20 protein-coding genes are annotated in these 25,176 nt (G+C 66.0%); 7 read left to right on the forward strand and 13 right to left on the reverse strand.

Translation table 11 applies throughout. The features are described 5' to 3' along the window. Window positions 1–134: 134 nt before the first annotated feature. Window positions 135–1,421, reverse strand: coding sequence for an MFS transporter (locus VXJ37_RS15915; RefSeq protein ID WP_331324010.1), 1,287 nt, complete (start codon window positions 1,419–1,421; stop codon window positions 135–137). Between the two features lie 133 nt (window positions 1,422–1,554). Between VXJ37_RS15915 and rraA the strand changes: the two genes are divergently transcribed. The 3 genes from rraA (at window position 1,555) to VXJ37_RS15930 (ending at window position 5,450) form a co-directional block, all read left to right on the forward strand. Further along, window positions 1,555–2,049 (forward strand): ribonuclease E activity regulator RraA, encoded by a 495-nt coding sequence (rraA, locus tag VXJ37_RS15920; RefSeq protein ID WP_331324011.1) that lies wholly within the window; start codon window positions 1,555–1,557, stop codon window positions 2,047–2,049. A 96-nt stretch (window positions 2,050–2,145) separates the two neighbouring features. Further along, a complete protein-coding gene (locus tag VXJ37_RS15925) occupies window positions 2,146–3,810 on the forward strand; it encodes an MDR family MFS transporter (RefSeq protein ID WP_331324012.1) in 1,665 nt (554 codons plus the stop codon). A 200-nt stretch (window positions 3,811–4,010) separates the two neighbouring features. Further along, window positions 4,011–5,450, forward strand: coding sequence for a sugar porter family MFS transporter (locus VXJ37_RS15930; protein ID WP_331324013.1), 1,440 nt, complete (start codon window positions 4,011–4,013; stop codon window positions 5,448–5,450). A gap of 92 nt (window positions 5,451–5,542) precedes the next feature. Here the strand turns inward: VXJ37_RS15930 and VXJ37_RS15935 are convergent, their stop codons facing one another. From VXJ37_RS15935 to VXJ37_RS15960, 6 genes are all read right to left on the reverse strand, one after another. Then, complete coding sequence (locus VXJ37_RS15935; RefSeq protein WP_331324014.1) at window positions 5,543–6,769, reverse strand: MFS transporter; 1,227 nt, start codon at window positions 6,767–6,769, stop codon at window positions 5,543–5,545. Between the two features lie 43 nt (window positions 6,770–6,812). Continuing rightward, window positions 6,813–7,253, reverse strand: coding sequence for a MarR family winged helix-turn-helix transcriptional regulator (locus VXJ37_RS15940; RefSeq protein WP_331324015.1), 441 nt, complete (start codon window positions 7,251–7,253; stop codon window positions 6,813–6,815). A 41-nt stretch (window positions 7,254–7,294) separates the two neighbouring features. Beyond that, the gene (locus tag VXJ37_RS15945) at window positions 7,295–7,786 is read right to left on the reverse strand and encodes a GNAT family N-acetyltransferase (RefSeq protein ID WP_331324092.1); all 492 of its coding nucleotides are present in this window, start codon (window positions 7,784–7,786) and stop codon (window positions 7,295–7,297) included. A gap of 177 nt (window positions 7,787–7,963) precedes the next feature. Continuing rightward, entirely contained in the window at window positions 7,964–9,127 is a 1,164-nt protein-coding gene (locus VXJ37_RS15950; RefSeq protein ID WP_331324016.1) for a mannitol-1-phosphate 5-dehydrogenase, read from the reverse strand. After that, on the reverse strand, window positions 9,127–11,172 hold the full coding sequence (locus VXJ37_RS15955; RefSeq protein WP_331324017.1) for a PTS mannitol transporter subunit IICBA: 2,046 nt from the start codon (window positions 11,170–11,172) through the stop codon (window positions 9,127–9,129). Before VXJ37_RS15955 ends, VXJ37_RS15950 begins: the two co-directional genes overlap by 1 nt. A gap of 87 nt (window positions 11,173–11,259) precedes the next feature. Then, a complete protein-coding gene (locus tag VXJ37_RS15960) occupies window positions 11,260–11,988 on the reverse strand; it encodes a TetR/AcrR family transcriptional regulator (protein WP_331324018.1) in 729 nt (242 codons plus the stop codon). A gap of 161 nt (window positions 11,989–12,149) precedes the next feature. On the opposite strand from VXJ37_RS15960, the gene ptsP reads away from it, so the two are divergent. Genes ptsP through VXJ37_RS15975 form a run of 3 tightly spaced genes read left to right on the forward strand, consistent with a single transcriptional unit; the run spans window position 12,150 to window position 15,154 of the window. Further along, a complete protein-coding gene (ptsP, locus tag VXJ37_RS15965) occupies window positions 12,150–13,835 on the forward strand; it encodes a phosphoenolpyruvate--protein phosphotransferase (protein ID WP_331324019.1) in 1,686 nt (561 codons plus the stop codon). 36 nt (window positions 13,836–13,871) lie between these two features. Beyond that, window positions 13,872–14,309, forward strand: coding sequence for a helix-turn-helix domain-containing protein (locus VXJ37_RS15970; RefSeq protein ID WP_331324020.1), 438 nt, complete (start codon window positions 13,872–13,874; stop codon window positions 14,307–14,309). Window positions 14,310–14,368: 59 nt separating this feature from the next. Further along, window positions 14,369–15,154, forward strand: a complete 786-nt coding sequence (locus tag VXJ37_RS15975) for an alpha/beta fold hydrolase (protein WP_331324021.1) — start codon at window positions 14,369–14,371, stop codon at window positions 15,152–15,154. 24 nt (window positions 15,155–15,178) lie between these two features. Here VXJ37_RS15975 and VXJ37_RS15980 read toward each other — a convergent pair whose 3' ends face one another. After that, complete coding sequence (locus VXJ37_RS15980) at window positions 15,179–16,399, reverse strand: PucR family transcriptional regulator (protein ID WP_440589826.1); 1,221 nt, start codon at window positions 16,397–16,399, stop codon at window positions 15,179–15,181. Between the two features lie 233 nt (window positions 16,400–16,632). Here VXJ37_RS15980 and ald point away from each other — a divergent pair, with 233 nt between their 5' ends. Next, window positions 16,633–17,751, forward strand: a complete 1,119-nt coding sequence (ald, locus tag VXJ37_RS15985; protein WP_331324093.1) for an alanine dehydrogenase — start codon at window positions 16,633–16,635, stop codon at window positions 17,749–17,751. A 53-nt stretch (window positions 17,752–17,804) separates the two neighbouring features. On the opposite strand, the gene VXJ37_RS15990 is transcribed toward ald, so the two are convergent. From VXJ37_RS15990 to VXJ37_RS16010, 5 genes are all read right to left on the reverse strand, one after another. Then, a complete protein-coding gene (locus tag VXJ37_RS15990; protein WP_331324022.1) occupies window positions 17,805–18,887 on the reverse strand; it encodes a Gfo/Idh/MocA family protein in 1,083 nt (360 codons plus the stop codon). 93 nt (window positions 18,888–18,980) lie between these two features. Next, on the reverse strand, window positions 18,981–20,696 hold the full coding sequence (locus tag VXJ37_RS15995; RefSeq protein WP_331324023.1) for an ABC transporter family substrate-binding protein: 1,716 nt from the start codon (window positions 20,694–20,696) through the stop codon (window positions 18,981–18,983). Window positions 20,697–20,746: 50 nt separating this feature from the next. Beyond that, complete coding sequence (locus VXJ37_RS16000) at window positions 20,747–22,945, reverse strand: ABC transporter ATP-binding protein (protein WP_331324024.1); 2,199 nt, start codon at window positions 22,943–22,945, stop codon at window positions 20,747–20,749. Then, entirely contained in the window at window positions 22,942–23,931 is a 990-nt protein-coding gene (locus VXJ37_RS16005) for an ABC transporter permease (protein WP_331324025.1), read from the reverse strand. Before VXJ37_RS16005 ends, VXJ37_RS16000 begins: the two co-directional genes overlap by 4 nt. A gap of 2 nt (window positions 23,932–23,933) precedes the next feature. Then, window positions 23,934–24,917: an ABC transporter permease gene (locus VXJ37_RS16010; protein ID WP_331324026.1), complete on the reverse strand. Its 984-nt coding sequence runs from the start codon at window positions 24,915–24,917 to the stop codon at window positions 23,934–23,936. Window positions 24,918–25,176: the final 259 nt, after the last annotated feature.

Genomic DNA, 25,176 nt, shown 5'->3' on the forward strand with positions numbered 1-25,176 from the left:
GCATTCCGGGGTTGTGTTTTAGCGGCTGCGGCCAGGAGCGCCCCCACTTCCGTACCGCCCTGCAGCCGCTTCAACTATACGGCACACCTCCGTGCCCTAATTCGTCAGCCAGCCTTACTATCGGTACTTCCGGGTCACCTGACGCCCTTGATTTTCACCACGAAGACGGCGCCGAGCAGCCCAATAACGGCAGCCGTGAGGAACAGCGCGCGGTAACCGCCCCAATACGTCACGGCCACCAGCGCCAGGGTCGGAGCCACCACCTGGGGCAGCGAGTTGGCCACATTGATGACCCCCATGTCCCTGCCCCGGCTGACGGCGAACGGCAGGACCTGGGTCAGCAGCGCAAAGTCGACTGCCAGGTAGGCGCCGAAGCCGATGCCGAGCACTGCTGCTCCGGCGAGCGCGCCGGGCCAGACGGGGAAGAAGGCCATGATGGCCCCGGCCATGGCAATGGTGGCGGACGACCCGATAACGAAAGGCTTCCGCCTGCCCACCCGGTCGCTCCAGGGGCCGGCCACCACGGCAGTGATCATCACCATCACCGCGTATATCCCGGTCAGGACCAGCACCCCGGCAGCGGGATCCTCATGGCCGATGACGTCGCGCAGGAAGAAGAGCAGGTACACGATGGTCAGTTGGTTGCCCACGTTGACCAGGAAGCGGGTAAGCCACGCCCACGCGAAGTCCGGGTAACGCACGGGGCTGATCCAAAAGCCCCGCAGGAACCCGGCAATCCGGAACCGTGCGTTGGCGTCCCCGGGCAATGCCGGGTCGTCCCGATGGAACAGGTACGGCAGCACGGACAGCAGCAGCGCGGCAGCGCACAGCCAGTAGCCCACCATGAAGTTTCCTGACACCACGGCGCCGAAAACGGCGCCGGTCAGGATGCCAAGGGTCTGGCCCATCGCCGCGAGCCCGCCCACTCCCCCGCGCTGGACCACGGGAACACGGTCCGGGACCGCGGCCGTGATGGCGGCATACGCGGCGTTTGCCCCTAGCTGCACCAGGCACCAGAACAGCACCATCAGCGCCACGGCAGCCGAGAACGACATGGCCAGCAGCGCCGCCGTTGCCAGCACGGCTCCCGCCAGCACCCACGGGGCGCGGCGGCCAAAGCGCGAAGTGGTGCGGTCCGAGAGCGCACCGAAGAGCGGGTTGGCCACCAGGGAGACGGCGGCGCCGCAGGCTGTCACCAGTGACAGGATTGCTTCCTTGCCGGGCGCGTCGATACTGATGGCCTGTTGGCCGATGAACACGTTGATGGGACCGAAGAACGCGGCATTGATGCCCACGTTGACCAACACCAGGCCCGTCACCCAGCGTGCGGTGACTTTTTCCACCGGCTCCGCGAGCGCCGCCGTCGCGCTTTTGCCTGCCGGAGCGCCATGCGGCGGCGCGGGCGTGTTGGACAGACTCATTGGCGTAGCTCCCCTGGTGCGGCCGGTTGGCGGTGGGATCAGACTATCGTGGGCCTTGGCCGGGCCCGCGAACCTGCGCCGGCCCGCTTGCCCGCTTGCCCGCGAGCCAAGTCCAAGCATGGAGGAGAACCAGATGAGCGCACCCACACCGGCTGAAGGCACAGCAGTGAACACTGCGGACCTCTACGACGAGCGCGGCGACGGGCTGGCGTCCGTCTCACTGCAGTTCCAGTCCCTGGGCGGACGCTCGCACTTCAGCGGTCCGGTCCGGACCATCCGCTGTTTCCAGGACAACGCCCTGGTGAAGGCCACCCTCGGCTCGCCCGGCAATGGCGCGGTACTGGTGGTGGACGGCGGCGGCTCGCTGGGCACCGCCCTGATGGGGGACATGATCGCCGAAAGCGCCGTGGCCAACGGATGGGCCGGCGTCGTCATCAATGGGGCCATCCGGGACCGGGTGGCCATCGCCCGGCTGGACCTTGGCGTCAAGGCCCTGGGCAGCAATCCGCGGAAGAGCCTGAAAACCGGCGCCGGCGAGGTGGACGTGGACGTGGTGATCGACGGCGTGACCTTCCGCCCCGGGGCCACCATCTGGTGCGATCCGGACGGCATCCTCGTAGAACCGTAGGGGAATTTTGCGGGGGCAGGGAATAGAAAGAACAGCTAAGATAGTTACTGAAAGCAACTATCGCTGCTTAAGTCCCTTTCTTCCCTTGGAGCACCCATGTCCAAAGCCACTTCCGCGCCCGGCGCCGGCGAAGTCCTGACGCGCCGCCAGATCGTCACAGTGATGGTGGGCCTGATGCTGGGCATGTTCCTGGCATCCCTTGACCAGACCATCGTCTCCACGTCCATCTACACCATTGCCAACGACCTGGACGGGCTCTCCCTGCAGGCGTGGGCCACCACGGCCTACCTGATTACCTCCACCGTCAGCACCCCGCTGTACGGAAAGCTGAGCGACATCTTCGGACGCCGCCCGCTGTACCTGACCGCCATCGCCGTGTTCCTTGTGGGCTCGCTCTACGCCGGGTCGGTCCACTCGATGACCGAACTGGCCATCGCCCGCGGCATCCAGGGCCTCGGCGCCGGCGGCCTGCTGGCACTCGCGCTGACCATCATCGGCGACATCGTCTCACTCAAGGACCGGGCAAAATTCCAGGGCTACTTCATGTCTGTCTTCGGGATTTCCTCGGTCCTGGGTCCGGTGGTGGGCGGCGCCTTCGCCGGTTCAGCCAACATCCTGGGCTTCGACGGCTGGCGCTGGGTGTTCTTCATCAACATCCCCATCGGCCTCGCCGCCCTGACCGTAGTGTTCCTGTTCCTGCACCTGCCCGCAAAGCACCTGAAACAGAAGATCGACTACTGGGGCGCCGCCGCCATCACCGTGGCCATCGTCCCGCTCCTCCTGGTCGCTGAGCAGGGCCGCACCTGGGGCTGGACCTCCACCAACTCCTTCCTCTGCTACGGCCTGGGCGCCGTGGGCATCGCCTGGTTCCTGGTGGCCGAAAAACGCGCCGGCGACTACGCCCTGATCCCGCTGCGGCTCTTCCACAACGTGACGTTCGGGCTGTCCTCGCTGCTGAACTTCATCATCGGCATCGGCATGTTTGGCGCCATCGCCATGCTCCCCATGTACCTCCAGCTGGTGAAGGGCCTCACTCCCACCGAAGCGGGCCTGATGATGATCACCTTCACCGTGGGCATCCTGTTCGGCTCCATCACGGCAGGCCGCACCATCTCGGCGTCCGGCACGTTCCGCATCTTCCCCATCATGGGCACCGGCATCCTGACCGCCGCGGCCCTGGTGATGGGCTTCTCCCTCGGGGTGGACACCGGGCTTTGGGTGCCGGGCGTGATCGCCGTGTTCTTCGGTGTGGGCCTGGGCTTCTGCATGCAGCCCCTCACCCTGGCCATGCAAACCTCGGTTCCGCCGCGGGACATGGGCGTGGGAACCTCCTCCGCGGCGTTCTTCCGCTCCATGGGCGGCGCCGTGGGAACCGCCGTCTTCATCTCCATGCTGTTCAGCCTGGCCGCTGACAAGATCGCCGAGGGCATGAAGACCGCCACCACCGATCCGGCCTACCTGGCAGTCCTGAAGGACCCGGCAGTCGCGTCGGACCCGGCCAACGCCAAGCTGTACGACTTCTTCAAGAACGGCGCCTCCAACGATTCGCTGAACGACACCAGCTGGCTGCACACCGCCAACAGCACCCTGACCAGGCCCATCACCGAGGGCTTCGCCAACTCCATCGACACGGTGATGCTGACCGCCGCGGCCCTGACCGGCCTGGCGTTCCTCATCAGCTTCGCCCTTCCCCGGAAGAAGCTGACCGACCAGAAGGCATCCCCGCAGGACGAGGACAACATGCAGATTCCGGCGCACTAGGCCGGAAGGGCGGGGAATGGACGACGACGGCGGCACGGCCCGCCGTCGTCGTCCTGCTTTAAGGGGGATGGGAGGTGCCAAGTGGAACCTGAGCCGGTGACGTGCCACACTGTTTAGCGCGTGTGCGCCGGCCTCTCTGGCCGGTACCGCAGCCGACGACGTCCGCACCGCATCCATAAAACCCAAACCCAGGGAGAACCATGCCCACTGCACAGGAGCAGACCACCACCGGGATACCGCGGCGGGTGATCTGGCTGGCGCTCGCGGGGGCGGTGGGCGGATTCCTCTTCGGCTTTGACTCGTCCGTGGTCAACGGCGCCGTGGACGCCATGAAGGAAGAATTTGCGCTGTCCGAGGCCGTCACCGGCTTCGCCGTCGCCATCGCCCTGCTGGGCTGCGCCGCCGGAGCCTTCCTGGCAGGCAAGGTGGCCGACCGGTATGGCCGCATCCCGGCCATGAAGCTGGGGGCACTGCTGTTCCTGATCAGCGCCATCGGTACGGGATTCGCGTTCGGCGTGTGGGACCTGGTGTTCTGGCGCCTGGTAGGCGGGCTGGGCATCGGTTTGGCCTCCGTGATCGCGCCCGCATACATCTCCGAGATTTCGCCGCGCAAGGTCCGCGGCCGCCTCGCGTCGCTGCAGCAGCTGGCCATCACCACCGGTATCTTTGCCGCCCTGCTCTCGGACGCGCTCTTTGCCACCAGTGCCGGCGGCGCGGACCAGTCGTTCTGGCTGGGCATCGAGTCGTGGCGCTGGATGTTCCTGGCCGCCGCAGTACCGGCCGTCGTCTACGGCTGGGTCGCCTTCACCCTGCCCGAGTCCCCGCGGTTCCTGGTCTTCCAGGGCAAGGAGGATGAGGCCCGGACGATCTTCGCCTCCATCGCCCCGGGGGAGGACACCGACCGGCATATCCGTGACATCCGGGAGGCCATCGAGGAAGACAAGCTGGCGGGCCAAAAAGGTTCCATCCGCGGAAAGACGTTCGGCCTGCAGGCAGTGGTCTGGGTGGGCATCATCCTGTCCGTGCTGCAGCAGTTCGTGGGCATCAACGTGATCTTCTACTACTCCACCACGCTGTGGAAGGCCGTGGGCTTCCAGGAAAAGGACTCCCTGACCATCTCGGTGGCCACCTCCATCACCAACATCCTGGTGACCCTGGTGGCCATCGCCCTGGTGGACCGCGTGGGCCGCCGCCCCATCCTCCTGACCGGCTCCGTGGGCATGGCCGTGTCCCTCGGCGCCATGGCGCTGGCGTTCTCCTCGGCAAAGGGCAGCGGCGAAGACATCACCCTGCCCGGCGCCTGGGGACCCATCGCGCTGGTGGCCGCCAACGTCTTCGTGGTCAGCTTCGGCGCGTCATGGGGGCCGCTGGTGTGGGTGCTCCTCGGCGAGATCTTCCCCTCCAAGATCCGTGCCCGTGCGCTCGGCCTGGCGGCAGCGGCACAGTGGGTGGCCAACTTCGTGATCACCCTCAGCTTCCCGGTGATGGCCGCCGTTTCGCTGCCGCTGACCTACGCCATGTACGCCCTGTTTGCCGCGGCATCCTTCTTCTTTGTCATGTTCAAGGTGCCGGAGACCAACGGCATGTCCCTGGAGCAGGCAGACACCCTGTTCGTACCCAAGGGATCCGCCAAGGCCTAGGAACGCCCCATCACCTTCCGAGGTCGAACAGCAAACCCTCCATCACGTGACGTGATGGAGGGTTGGCTGTTTACTGCGGTGAGGAACGGCGGTCAGACCACGTGCGGTTCGTGCGCGGACAGGTAGGTGCGGCCGCCCAAGGCGATCATGATGGCAACCGCCATGGCTACGGCGCCGGCGAAGAACGGTACCTGGGGGCCAAAGTGCTCGCCCAGCTGCGCGGCCGCGAACGGGGCCAGGGCGCCGCCCATCCAGCGGACGAAGTTGTAGCCGGAGGATGCCACGGGGCGGGGTGAGTCGGAGACGCCCATGGCCAGCTCGGTATAGATGGTGTTGTTGACTCCCAGCAGGGCGCCAGCGACGATCACGAGGACGACGACGGCAGGAACGGAGTGCCCGGCCGCCAGTCCCAGGCCGGCCAGGTCCAGCATGAGCAGGAACAGCGTGCCTGTGAGTACCTTGACGGCGCCGAAGCGGGCCTGCAGGGGTGGCGCCACGAAGACGGAGAACATGGCCACGGCCACGCCCCACCCGAAGAAGACGCCGCCGATGCCGTACGCGTCCATGCCCAGGATGAACGGGGTGAAGGCCAGGATGGTGAAGAAGCCGTAGTTGTAGAACAGTCCGCTTGCCGCCGTCGTCCGCAGTCCCTTGTGGCCCAGTGCCAGCAGGGGGTCCCGCAGCCGCACCTTGCGTTCGGGCAGCGGCGTCTTGGGCAGCAGGGCGATCAGGGCGATGAAGGCGGCGGCCATCAGGACGGCGGTGCCGAAGAAGGGGGCACGCCATTGCCAGCCGCCGAGAAGGGCGCCAAGCAGCGGGCCGAGGGAGATGCCCAGGCCCAGGGCTGCTTCGTAGAGGATGATGGCGGTTCCTGCGCCGCCGCTGGCGACGCCCACGATCACCGCGAGGGCGGTGGCCACGAACAGGGCGTTGCCCAGCCCCCAGCCGGCGCGGAAGCCCACCAGCTCACCGACGCTGGCAGACAGGCCGGAGAGCGAGGAGAAGACGACGATGATGGCCAGGCCAATCAGCAGTGTCTTCTTACCGCCGATCCGGGAGGAGACGAACCCGGTGATCAGCATGGCCAGCGCCGTGACCATGAAGTAGCTGGTGAAGAGCAGGGAGACCTGGCTGGGAGTGGCTTCCAGGTTCTTGGCAATGGCGGGGAGGATGGGGTCCACCAGGCCGATGCCCATGAAGGCGAACACGGCGGCGAGGGCTGTGGCCCAGACTGCCTTGGGCTGCTTCAGGAGCGAGGCCTTTTCGGCCTGCAAGGTTGATTCGGGTGCCTGCAGGGATTCTGCGAGCTGGCCGTCCATGGAGGGTACTCCTAAGTCTGTGGCTGGTTTGTTACTGATCAGTTCAGTTCTGGATGAATGCATTGATCTTGTCGATGACGGGCAGGGCGTCCGCCAGGGCTTTGCGGTCCTGGTCAGTGAGGGTGCCGAGGATCTCGGCCATCACCTGGTTGCGGCGCTTGTTCGCGGAGTCGACGGCGGCACGGCCTTCGTCAGTCAGGACCACCTGGACAGCGCGGGAGTCAGTCGGGTCCGGCTCCCGCCGGGCAAGGCCGGCGCGTTCAAGCTTGATGATCTGCTCCGTAGCGCTGGGGACGCGCACGCCAAGGTTCCGGGCAATCTCGCCGACGCGCTGGCCTTCTCCCATCAACATCTTGAGGGTGCTGAGCTGGGCGGCGCTGAGTTCACCGTCGGCGTCAAGGCGTCGAACAAGGTAAACACCGTGTCGGAGGGCTTCGCGGAACCCGCTGGCGAGTTCCTGCAGGTGGGCATCGTTCGTATTCATCGTTAGGTAGCCTAACAGTTAGGGTGCCTAACAGTCAAGGGTTAAAGCTCCAGCTTCATGCCCACATGGCTTCCCTCGAACCCGAGCTGCCCGTAGAACCGTTGGGCCGCTGAACGGCTTGCATGGGTGGTCAGCTGCATCAGGCTGCAGCCGCGCCTCCTTGACTCCCCGATGGCCCACCCCACCATGAGCTTCCCCACGCCCTGGCCGCGAAGTTCCGCCGCTACCCGGACGCCCTCAAGCTGCGAGCGCCACGCTCCCTGCCTGGATATCCCGGGGAGGAAGCTCAACTGGAAGGTGGCTACCACCGGGGAGCCCGGTTCGCCTGGCGGCACCAGCTCGCCCACCAGCAGCAGGTGGTTGGGATCGGCCTCGATCGCTTCGAAAGCGCGCAGGTACGGCTCCATATCCAGGGCTGTTTCGCGGCCTGCGCCCAGGGCATCGTCTGCCAGCAGCCGCACCACGGCAGGCAGGTCGCCACGGGTGGCATGGCGCAGGCGGAACGTGCCGCCTTCAACGCTGGCGGTGAACAGAGCAGGAGCGGCAGCGGAATTCGACGTCACGAGCCCAGCTTGGCACAGGAAACGAACGACGCCGGCACTCGCGGAAGTGCCGGCGTCATTCTGATGCGGCGTTGCCGGAATTCCTGCAGGATCTGACGGAGCGTTGGCTCAGGGGTGCAGGAAGTGATGGCGCGTGCCGGGGGTGTGTCAGGCGGGGGTGCCTGCCATTTCCGCCTGCCGTTCCTCCACCAGGGTGGCAACGGCGTTGAACAGCGGGTGCCCGGGCTCGAGGCCGGTGATCCTGGCCGTGGCGTCCGCGGGGTTCTCGGACCCCAGGATGGCGGCGAGTTGGGTGGCCTCGGCATCGGCGGGATCGTTGAACCGCAGTGCTGCAGCGATGGCACCCAGCAGGGCCTCCGGCACCACGCCGCGTTCTGCGAGTTCCGCTGCCGGGCCGATGAAGCGCTCGTGCCGGCCAAGCTTCCGCAGCGGAGCCCGGCCCACCCTGTTCACGGTGTCCGGCAGGTACGGGTTGGTGAACCTGCCCAGGATCTTCTGGACGTAGGCCTCCTGCTCATCATTGCTGAACTCGTGCTTGGCCACCAGGAGCTGCTTGGTCTCCTCCAGCACTGCGCGCACATCCTCGGCCACATCCTGGTCCGCCATGGCGTCGGAGATCTTCTCCAGGCCTGCTTCGAACCCGAAGTATGCCGCCGAGGCGTGACCGGTGTTGACGGTGAACAGCTTCCGCTCGATGTACGGCGAGAGGTCGTCCACGAAAGTGGCTCCGGGGATTACCGGGGCGGCATCACCAAAGGCGGTGCGGTCGATGACCCACTCGTAGAAGGTCTCCACGGTAACGTCCAGGCCCTGCCCCGCCTCTTGGTTGGGCACGATCCGGTCCACGGCGGTGTTGGCGAACACCGCCTTCCCATCCAGCACAGCGGCGGTGGCCCCAGGCTGGGAGGCCACCTCCTTTGCCAGGATGTCCGTGGCGTTGATCGCGTTCTCGCAGGCCATCACCTGCAGGGGCGCCAGGCCAGGCTCCCTGGCAACGATGCCCTTGGCAATGACGGGCGCCACGAACTTCAGGATGTGCGGTCCCACGGCGGTGGTGACAATGTCCGCCGTCGCAATTTCCCGGACCAGCTCGGCTTCCTGGGCGTTGGAGTTCAGCGCCCGGAAGTTGTCCACCGTGCGCACCGCGGGATTCTCGCCCACCTCATGCACGGCGTAGCTGTCCGCTTCCTTGAGCCGGTTGATGAGCTCCTCGGCGACGTCCGCGAACACCACCTCGTAGCCTGCGTCGTGCAGGAGCAGGCCCACGAACCCGCGGCCGATGTTGCCGGCACCAAAATGTACTGCCTTCACTACGCGTTGACCTTTCCGAAGAGCTCCAGGACTTCGTCCTCGGTCGTGGCAGCCTCAAGCCGTGCCACCTGTTCCTTGTTAGTGAAGACCTTGGCGATGGAGGACAGGATGTGCAGGTGTTCGTTGTTGATGCCTGCGACACCCACCACGAACTTCACTTCCTTGCCGTTCCAGTCGATGCCTTCGGGGTAGCGGATGACGGATACTGCCGACTTGCGGATGTGGTCCTTGGCGGCGTTGGTGCCGTGCGGGATGGCAAGGAAGCTGCCCATGTAGGTGGACACCGATTCCTCGCGTTCGTGCATGGCGGCGATGTAGCCTTCGTCCACGGCGCCACGGGCCAGCAGCAGCCGGCCCGCCTCGTCAATTGCGGCGTCGCGGGTGGTGGCGGAACCGGTCAGGATGACGCTTTCGCGGGCCAGGATCTCCGGGGAGCCTGCCGGTGCCGCCGCGGCGGCAGCGGGCGTGGCGTCCACCGGCGCGTCGGCGGCGTGCGCACCGTGGGTGGCACCGGCGTCGGCCGTTTCGCCGTCGGTGTTGCTCTCCCGGACCAGCTCCACGATCTCGTCATAGCGTGGGCTGTTCATGAAGTTGTCCACGGAGTAGTGGACGGCGCTGGAGGTGACCGGCTTGGCGCGTTCGGTCAGGTCCTGGTGGGTGACCACAACGTCGTAGGTGTCGCTGAGGTTGGCGATGGAGGCGTTGGTGACCTTGACGTCCGGGAAGCCGGCCGCCTTGATCTTGTTCCGCAGCACCGACGCGCCCATGGCACTGGAGCCCATGCCGGCGTCGCACGCGAACACGATGTTCCGCACCGGGCCGGCGAGGACGCCCACTCCACCGCGGCCTTCGGCAGCGGCACCTGCGGCAGTCCCGGCACCGGCACCGGTGAGCGTGGAAGCAACGGAGCTCTTCTTGCCCTTCATGGCCTCCATGCGGGAGGTGGCGTCGCCGAGGTCCGCCTCGTCGCTGTGCTTGGTGGTCCGCAGGATCACCGCGGAGACCAGGAACGAGACCGTCGCCGCGAGCACCACGGACAGGATCACGCCGAAGTAGCTGTCGCGGGAAGTCTGCGCCAGCACGGCGAAGATGGAACCAGGCGCGGCCGGTGCCACGAGGCCGGAGTTGGTGACGGCCAGGGTGGCGATGCCGGTCATGCCGCCGGCGATCGTGCCCAGGATCAGCAGCGGGCGCATCAGGACGTACGGGAAGTAGATCTCGTGGATGCCGCCGAAGAACTGGATGATGGCCGCGCCGGGGGCCGATGCCTTGGCAGCGCCGCGGCCGAAGAACGTGTACGCGAGCAGCAGGCCCAGGCCGGGGCCGGGGTTGGCCTCCAGCAGGAACAGGATGGACTTCCCTTGCTCCAGGGACTGCTGCACGCCCAGCGGGGTGAGGACGCCGTGGTTGATGGCGTTGTTGAGGAACAGGACCTTGGCGGGTTCGATGAAGATGCTGGTCAGCGGCAGCAGGCCGTTGTGGACCAGGAACTGCACGAAGTTGCCCGCGGCCGTGCTGAACGCGGTGACCAGCGGCGATATGCCGTAGAACCCCAACAATGCCAGGAGCGCGCCCCAGATGCCGGCGGAGAAGTTGTTGACCAGCATTTCGAAGCCGGGGCGGATCTTGCCGTCCCAGATCATGTCGATCTTCTTCATGGTCCAGCCGCCCAGGGGGCCCATGATCATGGCGCCGATGAACATCGGGATGCCGGCGCCCACGATCACGCCCATGGTGCCGATGGCACCTACCACGCCGCCGCGGACGTCGTAGACCATCTTGCCGCCGGTGTAGCCGATCAGCAGCGGCAGGAGGTAGGTGATCATGGGGCCCACCAGGCCGATGTTGGGCTTTCCGTCAGTCTCGCCGAACCCACCGAGCTGCGGAACGGGCAGCCAGCCCTTCTCGATGAAGAGGGCGGTGATGATGCCCCAGGCGATAAACGCGCCAATGTTGGGCATGATCATGCCGGACAGGAATGTCCCGAACTTTTGGACGTGCACGCGCGCGCTGGTGCGGGGTTTTGCAACTGTCTCTGTTGCCATGTGATTTCCTAACCGTCATTCCTGCTGCTCCGCAGGATTGGTCCGATGATTACGACGACGTACTGCTGGGTATTGCGGGTTGTGGGGCTAACCGGCCGGGCTGGTGGAGATCCGGTGCAGCCATTCGAGGAAAAGCTTGAGTTCCGAGCTGGAAAGCTGGTCAGAGTGCGAGGCCTGAAGTGCGGCGTTCAGGGCGATCGCTGCCACCACCACCGAGGACTTCCCGGTGCCGCCCGCGGCCGGCCCGCTGGCGGGCTCGGCGGACACCGCGAAGATCATGGCGTCCCGGGTCATGGTGGACAGTTCGAGGTTGCGTTCGGTGGCGGGCTCCGCAATCAGCATCAGCGTCACGCCCACGTTGGCCGCCAGGATGGACCTGGCCGCCTCCCTGGGCTGGACGTTGAGCTGGCCCGCCGCCGCTGCCTTGTTCAGCATCTCCTCCATCAGCGCCTCGGCGTCAGCCACGATGGCCGGCCGGCTTTCCGGGCGGATGTTGCCGAACATCACCAGGTACAACTCGGGCTGGTTCAGGCCGAACTGGACGTGGTTGTCCCACATTCTCCGGATGTCCTCAAGAGGCTGCCCGGAGGGGGCGAAATCCCTTTCGCCCGCGACATATTCTTCAAACCCTGCGGCGACGACGGCGTCGAACAAACCTTCCTTGTCACCGAAGTGGTGGTACAGCGTAGGAGCCGAAACCCCTGCCAGCTGGGTGATCTGGCGGGTGGAGACCGGAGCTCCCGCGGATTTTGCCAGCAGTTCCGCGGCAGCACGGAGCAGCCGCATTTTGGGGGGAAGCTGGCCATCCAAACTCATAACCGCTACCCTAGCACCTATAGCGTTGCTATATGAACTGAATCACATACAATTTTTTCAGGCACGTTTCCTGCCCCTGGACGTAGCAGTCCTCCGGCGGACCCGGCACGGCGCCGGAGAACTTGGCGGGCCTGTCTACCGGCAGAGAATGAGGACCTTCAGTGCAGAACTTCCCAGGAGTAGGCGTCAGCCCCGGCCGTATCATCGGCACCATCCGGCAGATGCCCAAACCCATCAGTGAGCCTCCCGCCGGTGAGCAGCTGGCCCCGGACACCACTGCCGACGAAGCCACTGCAGCACTGAAGGCGGCGTCCCAGGCCGTCCATGACGAACTGAAGGAGCGCGCTGCGCATGCTGTGGGCGATGGCAAGGCGGTACTGGAAGCCACGGCACTCATGGCCAAGGACACCATGCTGATCAAGGGCGCGGCCAAGCTGGTGGCCCGTGGAACCTCCGCCGAACGGGCCATTTGGGAATCCGGCTCCTCCGTGTCCGAAATGCTGCACAACCTGGGCGGCTACATGGCCGAGCGCGCCACCGATGTCCTGGACGTCCGCGCGCGTATCGTGGCCGAACTGCGTGGCGTGCCCGCTCCCGGCATTCCCGCCTCCAGCACCCCGTTCGTCCTGGTGGCGGAGGACCTCGCCCCGGCCGACACCGCCACGCTTGATCCCAACAAGGTGCTGGCACTGGTCACCGCGGGCGGCGGCCCACAGTCGCACACCGCCATCATCGCCCGCTCCCTGGGCCTGCCGGCCGTGGTGGCCGCCGTGGGCGTTGACGAGCTGGCGGACGGCACCGAGGTGTACGTGGACGGCGCGGCCGGCCTCATCACCGCCGAGCCCGACGAATCCCTTCGCGCGACGGCGGAGGCCTGGGCTGCCACGGCGTCACTGCTGGCTGAGTTCACCGGCACGGGCACGACGGCGGACGGCCACGAAGTGCCGTTGCTCGCCAATGTGGGCGGCGGCAAGGACGCGGAAGCGGCCGCGAAGCTCGGCGCCCAGGGCGTGGGCCTGTTCCGCACCGAGTTCTGCTTCCTGGAACGGGACACCGAACCGTCCGTCGAGGAACAGGCGGCCGCCTACAAGAGCGTCTTCGATGCCTTCCCGGGCAAGAAGGTGGTCCTGCGCACCCTGGATGCGGGCGCCGACAAGCCGCTGCCCTTCCTCACCGACTCCACGGAGCCCAACCCGGCCCTTGGCGTCCGCGGCTACCGCACCGACTTCACCACCCCCGGCGTCCTGGACCGGCAGCTTGAAGCCATTGCACTGGCGCAACAGCAGTCCGAAGCCGACGTCTGGGTCATGGCCCCCATGATCTCCACCGCGGAGGAAGCCTCACGCTTCGCCTCCATGTGCGCGGACGCCGGGATCAAGACCCCCGGCGTGATGGTGGAGGTCCCCTCCGCGGCCCTCACCGCCGAGTCCATCCTCCGCGAAGTCGGCTTCGCCAGCCTGGGCACCAATGACCTCACGCAGTACGCCATGGCCGCGGACCGCCAGCTCGGCCCGCTGGCCAACCTGAACACCCCGTGGCAGCCCGCGGTCCTGCGCCTCGTGGGGCTGACGGTGGAGGGATCCCGGGCGGAAGGGCACAACAAGCCCGTGGGCGTCTGTGGTGAGGCTGCCGCGGACCCGGCCCTCGCCGTCGTCCTCACCGGCCTTGGTGTCAGCACCTTGTCCATGACGGCGCGTTCGCTCGCCGCCGTGGCAGCGGTCCTGAAGACGGTCACCCTGTCCGAGGCCCAGGAACTGGCCAAGCTGGCCCTGTCCGCACCGAGCGCCACCGAAGCCCGGGCCTGGGTGCGGGAGAAGCTGCCGGTCCTGGAGGAACTGGGACTCTGACGCCCGCCGCGGCCGGGCGCGGGATAGGCTACGTCCATGGCACTGATAGCCCCCCGCGTCACGGCCGGCCTCCCTGCCGGTGAGGCCCGCAGCCTTGCGCGCTCCCTCGAGGACAGCAATGACATCACCGTCTTCGTGGACGGCACCGTCCACCGCCTGCCCGGGCAGGCCCGGGACGCCGTCGTGGATCTGCTCGCCAGGCTCAGCCGCGGCGAAACTGTGACGGTCAGCAGCGTGGAGGAGATGCTCACCACCTCACGGGCAGCCGAACTTGCGGGCATTTCGCACACGTACCTGCGGAACATGACGGACCGCGGGGAGATTCCCGTGGAGTACCGGGGGTCGCACCGCCGGATCCGGACAGCCGACATCATGGCGTGGCTCGAGGACCAGAAGGCCACTGCCCAAAAGCACGCGGACCAAAAGCGGAAACACGGGAAGGCTGCCGCGGACCCCGCCGGCGCAGGTACGTAGTGCTGCCCCGATTGTCCCGCGTGCGGGGCCGGAAGGACCCGCGGCTTCAGGCAACCGGGGTGGAAGCAAACGGACTCAGGGGCCGCATCCTCTGGGCTGGCGGGACTCCCGCCCCGGGACCGGACGCCGCCGGCTCCACGGGGCCCGCCTACATCCTTATCCACGGCATCGGTGTTTCCCACCGCTACCTCCGGCGGCTCCACGACGAGCTCGCCGCCGTTGCCCCCACCTATTCCCTGGATTTGCCGGGCTTTGCCGGCACGCCAAAACCCGGGCGGCAGCTGTCCGTGGCGGACTATGGCGCCTTCATCGCCCAGGCGCTGAAAGCGAACGGTATCAGGTCGTACATCCTGGTGGGCCACTCCATGGGAGCACAGTTCGCCATCGAGACGGCCCTCTACGCCCCCGGGCACGCGCAGCGGCTGGTCCTGATGGGTCCGGTCGTGGACGCGCGGCACCGCAGTGTCCGGCGGCAGGGCCTGGCGCTGTTCCTGGACGCGCTCCTCCGGGAAAGTGCCTCCTCCAACTGGCTGGTCTTCTCGGACTACTTCCGCTGCGGCCCGCGCTGGTACTTCACCATGGTGCCCGTGATGCTGGCCTACCCCACGGAGTCGAGGCTGGCAGGGATCAACGTTCCCGTGCTGGTCCTGCGCGGCAACCATGACCAGGTGGCCGGCGCCGACTGGTCGCTCCGGCTTTCGCAGGTGGTGCCGCAGGGAAGCTTCACTGAAATTGCCCGGGCAGGACACGTGGCCCAGCATCTGCGCCCGCGCCAGGTGGCGGCCGCGATCAGGTCCTTTGCCGGTTCGGCGGACGGTTCGGCGGATGGTGCGGCCGCCGGGTAGTTCTGGTCCCGGGCCTTGACTTCCTCAGATGCGCGGCCGCGACGCCCACCGGCGCATCTTGAGTGCCGCGTGCAGTTCCAGCCGGGGCAGGCCCTTCAGCGGGTCCACCCCCAGCAGCTGCCGAATCCGGCCCAGCCTGTTGTAGATGCTGCTGCGGTGCAGGTGGAGCCTGGTGGCCACATCCTGGACTGAACCGTCGTTGTCATAGAGCAGCTCCAGGACAGGGATGAGCTCGCCGTTGCGGTCATGGTCCTCCAGCATGCGGAAGTACACGGAGCCCGAGTCCGCCCAGGCCCCCACCCCTCCCCCGGCCGAGGCCAGGAGCTGGTAGACGCCGATGGACCGGCAGTCCACCAGCTCCCCAAGCTGGGAATCCACCGCTGCCGCCTGGGCTGCCACCCGGGACTGCCGGTACGCCTCCGAGAGCTGGCGGGTTTTCGCAAAGCCCTCGCTGATGCCCAGGATGATCCGGTGCACCGGGCGGCCAGAACGCTTGGCCAGCTCAAGCTGGTAATGGACCAAAAGCTGGGCGTGGTTGGCCCGGCCCGTGGTCTCGCGGAACAACACCACGGAGTGCGTTTCCGTTCCGGCGCTAAAGAGTGCAGCATCCATTCCCACCGTCGCCTGCAGTGCGGTGGACCGATGGATGAGGGTGGACGCAATGGGGTCAGGTCCGCTGGCCCAGCCGTCCGCGTCCAGCACTGTGACCATCTGCCATGGACCCCGGCCCTGGACTTCCTTCCAGCCCGCTACTGCGGCCACCGCATTCGGCTCCCCGGAACATGCAAGTAGGAACTCGCGCTCACGGCCCCGGCGGAACTCGGACTCAGCCGTGTTTGAGTCGAGCAGGAGGCCGGACAGCAGCTCAAGCTCATGGTTGACGCCCGGCAACTGGGTGAGGATCGCCGTCGGGCTCTCCTCTGCCGACTCCTGCTGCACCCACAGGTAACCCACCCGGAAACCCCGGACCATCAGCGGGACGCAGACGCGGCCCAGCATGCCGAGCTCCGGGTTGGCGGGAATCACGACCGGGCGGACGGCCGTGGCGATTCCGTGCGAGAGCTGCCATGCGCTCACGTCCGCCGGGACCTTCTTGCTCAACAGGAAATTCACGCGCACCCGGTCCGCGTGCGACTGGTTGGAGCTGTAGGCGAGCAGGAGTCCGTCCAGGTCCTCGAGGGACAACCCGCGGCCCAGCTTCTGGGCCACCTGCTCCACGAGCTGTTCCACATCCTGCTGCTGCATGGGGCAACACTACTGCCTGGGCGGCGCGACAGACGAACCAACAGCAGGCGACACCTGACGCTTCAGGAGTCGACAGCTGTCGAGCCGGCGGCGGCAAAAACCGCGGAATCTAAGGGTTGCCAATGTTCCAGGTTTGGCGGCCCATGTCGCCTGGCTCACAGCCGGATTTATCGTTGAAACACGAAAGCATTTCCGCACTTCCGGCCCACCGGCCCTACAAACTGGAGCAGACGATGATCATCGGCGTCCCCAAAGAAATCAAGAACAACGAATTCCGCGTGGCCATCACCGCCGCCGGTGTCCACGAATTCCTTACCCACGGCCACACCGTCCTCGTGGAGCGCGGGGCCGGCCTGGGCTCAGGCATCACGGACGAGGAATACTCGATCGCCGGCGCCGAGATCGTCAACGAAGCCGATGACGTCTGGGCACGCGCCGACATGGTGATGAAGGTCAAGGAGCCCATCAAGTCCGAGTACCACCGCTTCCGCAAGGGCCTGATCCTCTTCACCTACCTGCACCTGGCGGCCGAGCCGGAACTGACCAAGGAACTCATCAACTCCGGCGTCACCGCCATCGCCTACGAAACCGTCCAGGAGGGCCGCTCCCTCCCGCTGCTGGCACCGATGTCCGAAGTTGCCGGCCGCCTGTCCGTCCAGGTCGGCGCCACCTCGCTGATGGCTCCCGCCGGCGGCAAGGGCGTGCTCATGGGCGGCGTGCCCGGTGTGCGCCCCGCCAAGGTGGTTGTCCTGGGCGCCGGTGTTGCCGGCACGAACGCGGCAGCCATGGCCCTGGGCCTGGGCGCCGACGTCACCATCCTGGACATCAACATCAACCGCCTGCGTGAACTGGACGCCCAGTACCAGGGCCGGCTGAAGACGGTGGCCTCCAACAAGTACGAGATCGAAAAGTCCGTGGTGGACGCGGACCTGGTCATCGGCTCAGTCCTGATCCCCGGCGCCAAGGCCCCCAAGCTGGTCACCAACGACCTCGTGGCCCGGATGAAGCCCGGCTCGGTCCTTGTGGACATCGCCGTGGACCAGGGCGGCTGCTTCGAGGACACCCACCCCACCACGCACCAGGAACCCACCTACAAGGTGCACAACACCATCTTCTACTGCGTCGCCAACATGCCGGGCGCCGTCCCCAACACCTCCACCTACGCGCTGACCAACGTCACCCTGCGCTACGCCGTTTCCCTGGCGAACCTGGGCGTCAAGGCCGCCTTCGACCGCGACCCCGCCCTCGCCGCCGGGCTCAACATCGCCGCCGGCCACGTGACCCACCACTCCGTGTCCGAGGCCCACGGCCTGCCCCTCGTCGCAAACTGGCACGAGGTGGTTTCGGCCTAGTCACCCTTCATCGATTGCTCCGTACTTGTCGTTTTGGACCCCCAGAACGACAACTACGGAGCAATCGATTGGCTTTTAACCAGTTCCCGGGCGGCTTCGATGATTTTCAGGACCTCGACGGCGTCCTCGGGGTTCACGGGGAGGGGCAACTGTGAACTGGTGCCGCCGTCGAGGATTTTCGCTGCCAGCAGTTGGTAGAACTCCGGATAATTCCCCCGTTCCGTGGGGAGCCGGTCCAAGTGTCCGTCCCGGCCCAAAAACCCCGCCCATTCCGTGTCTTCCCGGCCGTAGGCAGGATCCAAAGGGCTGCCGCCGGCAGCAAGGTAGGGCTCCTGCGGGTCCACGCCGTTCTTGGTGAAGCCGCCAACGGAGCCAAGGACCCGGAAGCGGGGCCCCTGCTGCGCGCACAGCACGTTCATGGTGAGGTGGCTGATCACCCCGGACTCATGGCTCAGGACCAGGAAGACATCGTCGTCCGCACGCTCGTCGGACCGCCGCGCCTTCAGCTCCGCGTGGAGCACGGTGGCGGGTCCAAACAACTGCAGGGCCTGGTCGATGAGGTGGCTGCCAAGATCAAAGAGCACGCCGCCCCCGTCCGCAGCCGTGGCCCGCGCCTTCCACGCCTTGGCGATGGCCGGGGACCAGCGCTCGAAACGTGATTCGAACCGGGCCACGTCGCCAAAGGCCCTGGCAGCCAGCAGCTTCTGCAGGGTAAGGAAATCGCCGTCCCACCTCCGGTTGTGGAACACCGTCAGCACCCGGCCCAGCTGCCGCGCCAGGTCAACCAGCTCCTGTGCCTGCGCGCTGGTCACGGCAAACGGTTTGTCCACCACAACATCCAGCCCTGCTTCCAGGGCGGCCTTGGCCACCTGGTGGTGCGTCGCTGGCGGCGTGGCCAGCACCACCAGGTCAAGGTCAGTTGCCCGCTTAAGGACCTCCGCCGCGTCGCGTACCACCTCCACCCCCGGAAGCCGCGATGAGGCACCCGCCTGCCGCCCGGCGTCGGACGTTGCAATGACGTCCAGCGAATAGCCGGGGTTGGCAGCGAGCAGCGGGGCGTGGAATACGCTCCCTGCCAGCCCGTAGCCGACGACGGCGGTGCGGATGGTGCGCGGCTTGCCTTCGGTTCCGGTCATGGAAGCTACGCTACCCCTCGGTGCGCACCGTTAAACGGGGACGGCACCCCTGGTGACCAGGGGTGCCGTCCTTTCGGTTGCGCTGTGGTGTTGTTACTTCTTTTCCCAGCCGATGGTGGTCCAGTCCGGGACCTGGGACAGGCTCTGGAACAGGGACGGGCCGTAGTTGGCCAGGCCGGTGCGGACGAAGGAGATCTGCGGGCCGTTGAAGACCACGCCCATGGAGTAGTACTTGGCCATGTGCTCCTTCTCCACGTCCATGGCTGCCTTGTTGCGGGCGGCGTTGTCTTCGATGGAAGCGAGGTCGGCGATCTTCTTGTCCAGCTCGGCGTCGCCCAGCTTGTTCTCGTTGACCTTGGAGTCGTAGTACTGCTTGACCGCATCAGTGGCATCGGGGCCAACGGTGTAGCCGGAAATGCTCAGATCGAATTCGCGGCTGCCGAGGACCTTGCCGAAGTCGGCGGAGGCGCGCTGGTCAATCCCGACGTCCATGCCGCCGGCCTGGAGCTGCTTCTGCAGGGTCTGGGCCACGGCGAGGGTGGTGGGATCGTCACCGAAGTTGCTGATCTTGAAGGCGGCAGGCTTGCCGTCCTTTTCCATGATGCCGTTGGCGTTGGGCGTGTAGCCGGCGTCGGTGAGGACCTTCTTGGCGGCATCGGGTCCGGTCTCCTTGACCGGGTAGTTGTCCTGGTAGTAGTCGGAGAACGGCATCAGCATCATGGATCCGGAGCTGGGTTCCTCCCAGTTGAGGCCGTTGAAGCGGACCTTCCGGAGGGCTTCGCGGTCCACGGCGGCGAAGATTGCCTTGCGGACGTTGACGTCGGTGATGCGCTGGGCGTTCAGGTTCAGGCCACCGGCAAACAGCCGCTGGCCGCGGCGGATGTCGGTGTCCTTGGTGCCGTCGAGCTGCTTGTAGAGGGAGATGGTGTTGGCGTTCATGGCGTCGATCTCGCCGTTCTTGAACGCTGCAATTTGTGCGCTGGTCTCCAGCTGGCGGAAGGTCACGTTGGAGAGGACGGGCTTCTGGCCCCACCACTTGTCGTTCGGCACCATGGTCACCGTCTTGGCGGCGGTGTCGTACTGGTCCAGCTTGAACGGACCGGCCATCCACTCGGGGTGCAGGTTGCCGTTGAAGCCTTCGTTGAAGATCGCAGGGGTGTTGACGGCGGGGTGGATGAGGCCGAAGAAGAGCGAATCCACCGGGAACACCGGACGGCTGGTCTTGACGATGACTTCTTTGTCGTTGCTGCCGGCCTCGACCGAATCGACGAATTCGTAGGCGCCTGAGCTGACGATGTCATAGCCGGCGTCCGGGCTCTTGAGGATGTTCCAGGTGTTCTTGAAGGCCCTGACGTCGATGGGCGTGCCGTCATTGTAGGTGGCCTTGGGGTTCACCTTGATGGTGATGGTCTGCTTGCCGTCCTTGACTACGCTGTCCACCGACTCGCAGAAGTCCGGGTTGGGGGTGACCTTGCCCTTGAAGTCCACTTTCCAGCAGCCGCCAATGCCGCCGCTGTTCATTGCCACCGGGTTCATGGGCACCTGAAGTGCGGAGTTGTCAGCGCTGTTGCCGTTGTTGGAGAACCCGTTGAAGTCAGGGCCGATGTTGCCCACCGGAAGGGTGACCTTGCCGCCCTGCTGAAGATCGGCTGCCGGCTTCTCGTTGATGCTGATCAGTTTGGAGAGGTCGCTCCCCGAGTCCTGTGCCTTTGCTGACTCCGGGCCGCTGGCACCGCCACCGCCGCAGGCCGTTAGCGCCAGGGCCGCAGCAATGACTGCGGCTCCGCCGATCCTGTTCAGTTTCCTCATGGTTTTCCCTTCATTGTGCTGCGAGTGGTGGTGCTTGGGGTCGAGAAATCTCAGGGGGAGTGGTGCTCCGCGGCTTCGTGGACCACGAGCATGTCCTCATCCAGTTCCCCGTCAGGGAAGAAGCAGGCGAACCGCTGGTCTGCGGTGGAGGCCGCCGCTTCCAGTGCCGGTTCCAGGGTGAGGCACTTTTCCTGCTTGGCCGGCGGCAGCGCCGCAAAGACGGGACAACGGGTGGCAAAGTTGCACCCCTTGGGAGCCTGCAGCGGCGACGGCAGGTCGCCCTGGAGGATAATCCTTTCCCGGGTGCGTTCCAGCTGCGGGTCCGGTACGGGGATGGCGGAGAGAAGCGCCCGGGTGTAGGGGTGCCGGGGGTTGTCGAAGACGCGGTCCACCGCCCCGATCTCCACGATCTTCCCGAGGTACATGACCGCCACGCGGTTGGAGATGTGGCGCACCACCGATAGATCATGCGCCACCAGCAGGTAGCTCAGGCCCAGGTCCGCGCGCAGGTGGTCCAGCAGGTTGATGACGCCGGCCTGGACAGACACGTCAAGGGCTGAGACGGGCTCGTCCAGGACCACCAGCTTGGGGTTCACGGCGAGGGCCCGGGCGATTCCGATCCGCTGGCGCTGGCCGCCGGAGAACTGGTTGGGGAAGCGGTTGACGTGGTCCGGCTGCAGGCCTACCAGCCTCATCAGTTCCATGATCCGTTTCCTGATGGCGTCCCGGTCCATGCCGGCGTTCTCCAGGGGTTCAGCGAGGACTTCGTACACGGTGAACCGGGGATCCAGCGCGCCGGTGGGGTCCTGGAACACCATCTGGAGTTCGCGCCGCATCCCGGCTTTGGTCTTCGCGTCGGCCGCCTGCTTGTTGCTGAGGCCCCCGATCACCACCTCGCCGTCCTGGCCGGGGTGGAACTCCATGATTTCCAGCAGGGTGGTGGTCTTTCCCGAGCCCGACTCGCCCACAATGGAGAAGCACTCGCCCTCGCGGATGTCGAAGCTCACGCCGTCCACGGCCTTGACGGTGCCGATTTTGCGCTTGATCAGGGCTCCCCTGGTCAGGGGGAAGTGCTTGCGCACCTCATTAAGCTGCAACACGGCCCGGCGCTCCTCCCGGGGCACCGCGTCGAAGCGGGACACCGGCACCGGCGGGGCAGCGAACACGTCGTGGACATCCACGGAGCCGCCAAGGGACCCCGACTTGATACAGGCGGCACGGTGCAGCGTTCCGCCGCCGACCGGTTCCAGAACCGGTTCACCGTCGAGGCATGCGTCCGTCGCGAGCGGGCAACGGGGGGCGAACGAGCAACCCGTGGGCGGGGTCAGGAGGTTCGGCGGCATTCCTTCGATGGGAACCAGCGAGGTTTTTTCCGTCACGTCCACCCGGGGGACGGCGCCGAGCAGCCCCAGGGTGTAGGGCATACGGGGACTGTAGTAGATATCGTCCACGGCGCCGGTCTCCACCGACTTTCCCGCGTACATGACCATGATGTCGTCTGCCATCCCGGCCACCACGCCAAGATCGTGCGTGATCATGACGACGGCGGCGCCGGTCTCCTCCTGTGCCGCGTGGAGCACCTCAAGGACCTGCGCCTGGATGGTAACGTCCAGGGCCGTCGTCGGCTCATCGGCGATCAGGACGCGCGGGTTGTTGGCGATGGCAATGGCAATCATGACGCGCTGGCGCATCCCGCCCGAGAATTCGTGCGGGAACGCCTTCAACCGTTCCCTGGGGCTGGGGATGCCCACCCTGGCCAGGAGCTCGACGGCGCGTGCTTCCTTTGCCTTCCTGCTCATGGCTGGGTGGTGGATGGTCAGCGCCTCGATGATTTGGGTGCCTACGGTGAACACAGGGGTCAGCGAGGAGAGGGGATCCTGGAAGACCATGGCAAGGTCGTTGCCGCGGAACGCGCACATGTCCTTATCGCTCAATCCCAGCAATTCCCGGCCCTTGAGCCGTACGGAACCGGAGACCTCGGCCGTTGGCGGGAGCAGTCCCATGATGGCAAGGGAGGTGACGGACTTGCCCGACCCCGATTCACCCACGATTCCCAGCGTCCTCCCGGGCAGGAGGTCGAAGTCGACGCCCCTGACAGCGTGGACCACGCCGTTTTCGGTATTGAACCGGACGTTCAGGTCGCGGACGGACAGGACGGCGTCGCCGGGGGCGTGCAGCCCTGCTACGTGCAGGCGCTCCACGGTTGAACGTGACGGGTCCGTGGCTCCGGTGGTGGTTTCGCTGCTCATGGCGTCTTCTTCTCCGCACGGATCGTCCGGGCTTTGGCTTTCTTGGCTTTGCCGCTGGAAGTGGAGCTGGGGTCAAAGGCGTCGCGGAGGCCGTCGTTCATCATGGCCAGGGAGCCTGTGAGCAGGAACATTACGGTCAGGGGCACCCAGAACATCCAGGGAAAGGTCTGCACCTGGGAGGTGGCGCCGCCGATCAGTACGCCAAGGCTCACGTCCGGCACCTTGATGCCGATGCCAATGAACGAAAAGGCCACCTCGGCAAGGATCGCCGCCGTGACACCGCGGGTGATGTCCAGGATCAGGAGGGAACCGATGTTCGGAACCAGGTGCCGCCACACGATCCGCCGCGGCGGGACGCCCATGTACTGGGCTGCCTTGACGAAGTCCCGCTGCATCAGTGACATGGACATGGAACGGATAAGGCGCGCCGTTCCCATCCAGCTGAACACCAGCAGGACGATGATCAGCAGCAGCCAGGAGGGAACGTCGCGCTTAAGGCCCGCACCTCCGCCGCTGGTGGCGACGGCGACCACCAGGAGCGCCGGCATCATGATCAGCGCCTCCAGGATGAACAGCATCACCTTGTCCACCTTGCCGCCGAAGTAGGCCATGGTGCAGCCGTAGACGGCAGCGATCAGGACTGATACCAGGCCCACCACAAGGCCGATGAGGATGGAGATCCTGGTGCCCTCCACGGTCATGGCATAGAGGTCGATTCCCGCCTGGGAGGTCCCTAGATAATGGTCGGCGGACGGCGGCATCCCGATGTTGAAGGGGTCGATGGTTTCCTTGTCCCACGTCGTGAAGAACCCGCCGATGAACGAGAAGACCGTCAGGGCCGCAAAGATGGCGAGGCCCGCCACTGCCGTCCTGTTGCGCAGGAAGCGGCGGAAGATGATGGTGTTCTTGCCGATGACGACGTCGGCACTTTCCAGATGCGCGTCCTGCGCCACTGCTGCCGGGTCAACGGCGTTCAGGTTGGTCATGGCTACTGCACCCGCACTCTGGGGTCGACAAGCGTGGTGGCGAAGTCCGCCAGGATGGCGCCGATGGCGAAGATGACAGAGCCGTAGGCCAGCGTTGCCGTGGCTGCGTTGACGTCCTGCAGGGAGATGGCATCGATGCTCCAGGAGCCAACGCCGGGCCACGCAAAGATCTTTTCGGCGAAGAACCCGCCGGCGAAGATGGCCGGGATGGTGAATGCGATGCTCTGGGCGACGGGGATGAAGGAAACGCGGAGGGCGTGCCGGGCGATTGCCCGGTTCCGGCTTAGGCCTTTGGCCCGGGCGGTCCGGACGAAGTCCGCGTTGACGTTGTCCAGAAGGTATTGCCGCTGCGCGATCTGGTAGGCACCCCAGCCAACCAGCGTGATGGCAACCGTGGGCACCACATAATGCGCCAGAAGGTCAACGAACTGGGGCCATCCGGGGGCGACTCCTGGCGTGGAGATGCCGGTGACGAAGAAGATCCGGTCACCCACCGAATCGTTGATGTTGATGGCACCCAGCTGCACCAGGAAGTAGGCGATGGGGGCGGGAACGATGTAGGCGAGGTAACTGTAGGACGTGATGACGCGGTCCTGGAACTTGTACTGCCGCGCCGCCGAGTAGACACCCAGTGCGACCCCGATGATAAGGGTCAGGATGATGGACGCCAGGAAGAGCCGGGTGGAAATCCAGACCCGGTCCCCGAACTCGGCGTTGATGTATGCGCCGTTGGGGCTCCGGCCCCAGTCCCATCGGGTCACGATTGCGGTGAGCCAGTCCACGTAGCGCTGCCACGGGCTGAGGTCCGGGTCCAGGCCCTTCAACCGCATGGACTTGGCAACTTGTTCGGGAGTGGGCCGGGGAATGCGTTCCTGCTCCAGAAGCGCCGGCTTAAGCGAGCTGACGGCCAGGAGGTAGCCGGCGGACGTGGTGAGGAAGATCATCACCACATACGTGATGCCGCGCTTGGCGAGGTACTTGAGCATGGGCGCTGCTGCATCCTTCCGTCTTCCCCGGACAAGCACGGATTGTGCCGCGTCGCCGGGTCCCGCACCAGCGGTAGCTGGCCTTCCCGCTGCCTTATGGGCATGCCCTGGTGGACTATGTCGCGGGTCACATTCCAGAGGAAACTATCACAAGGCCCAAGCCGAAAAGGGCGCGGATACCCCGAAATCCGGCGCGCCGTATCAGATCGTTATGAATAGTTCTGTGAAGTTGTTTTGACTGGACGCAGGGAACCGCAAT

Origin of the sequence: Pseudarthrobacter phenanthrenivorans (assembly GCF_036455295.1) — a bacterium.
Classification (GTDB): domain Bacteria; phylum Actinomycetota; class Actinomycetes; order Actinomycetales; family Micrococcaceae; genus Arthrobacter; species Arthrobacter phenanthrenivorans_C.

What these genes read in the sequence shown, in the direction of transcription:
- VXJ37_RS15915 (WP_331324010.1), bottom strand. Translation starts at nt 1,421, where the DNA reads ATGAGTCTGTCCAACACGCCCGCGCCGCCGCATGGCGCTCCGGCAGGC.
- rraA (WP_331324011.1), top strand. Translation starts at nt 1,555, where the DNA reads ATGAGCGCACCCACACCGGCTGAAGGCACAGCAGTGAACACTGCGGAC.
- VXJ37_RS15925 (WP_331324012.1), top strand. Translation starts at nt 2,146, where the DNA reads ATGTCCAAAGCCACTTCCGCGCCCGGCGCCGGCGAAGTCCTGACGCGC.
- VXJ37_RS15930 (WP_331324013.1), top strand. Translation starts at nt 4,011, where the DNA reads ATGCCCACTGCACAGGAGCAGACCACCACCGGGATACCGCGGCGGGTG.
- VXJ37_RS15935 (WP_331324014.1), bottom strand. Translation starts at nt 6,769, where the DNA reads ATGGACGGCCAGCTCGCAGAATCCCTGCAGGCACCCGAATCAACCTTG.
- VXJ37_RS15940 (WP_331324015.1), bottom strand. Translation starts at nt 7,253, where the DNA reads ATGAATACGAACGATGCCCACCTGCAGGAACTCGCCAGCGGGTTCCGC.
- VXJ37_RS15955 (WP_331324017.1), bottom strand. Translation starts at nt 11,172, where the DNA reads ATGGCAACAGAGACAGTTGCAAAACCCCGCACCAGCGCGCGCGTGCAC.
- VXJ37_RS15960 (WP_331324018.1), bottom strand. Translation starts at nt 11,988, where the DNA reads ATGAGTTTGGATGGCCAGCTTCCCCCCAAAATGCGGCTGCTCCGTGCT.
- VXJ37_RS15970 (WP_331324020.1), top strand. Translation starts at nt 13,872, where the DNA reads ATGGCACTGATAGCCCCCCGCGTCACGGCCGGCCTCCCTGCCGGTGAG.
- VXJ37_RS15980 (WP_440589826.1), bottom strand. Translation starts at nt 16,399, where the DNA reads ATGCAGCAGCAGGATGTGGAACAGCTCGTGGAGCAGGTGGCCCAGAAG.
- ald (WP_331324093.1), top strand. Translation starts at nt 16,633, where the DNA reads ATGATCATCGGCGTCCCCAAAGAAATCAAGAACAACGAATTCCGCGTG.
- VXJ37_RS15990 (WP_331324022.1), bottom strand. Translation starts at nt 18,887, where the DNA reads ATGACCGGAACCGAAGGCAAGCCGCGCACCATCCGCACCGCCGTCGTC.
- VXJ37_RS15995 (WP_331324023.1), bottom strand. Translation starts at nt 20,696, where the DNA reads ATGAGGAAACTGAACAGGATCGGCGGAGCCGCAGTCATTGCTGCGGCC.
- VXJ37_RS16000 (WP_331324024.1), bottom strand. Translation starts at nt 22,945, where the DNA reads ATGAGCAGCGAAACCACCACCGGAGCCACGGACCCGTCACGTTCAACC.
- VXJ37_RS16005 (WP_331324025.1), bottom strand. Translation starts at nt 23,931, where the DNA reads ATGACCAACCTGAACGCCGTTGACCCGGCAGCAGTGGCGCAGGACGCG.
- VXJ37_RS16010 (WP_331324026.1), bottom strand. Translation starts at nt 24,917, where the DNA reads ATGCTCAAGTACCTCGCCAAGCGCGGCATCACGTATGTGGTGATGATC.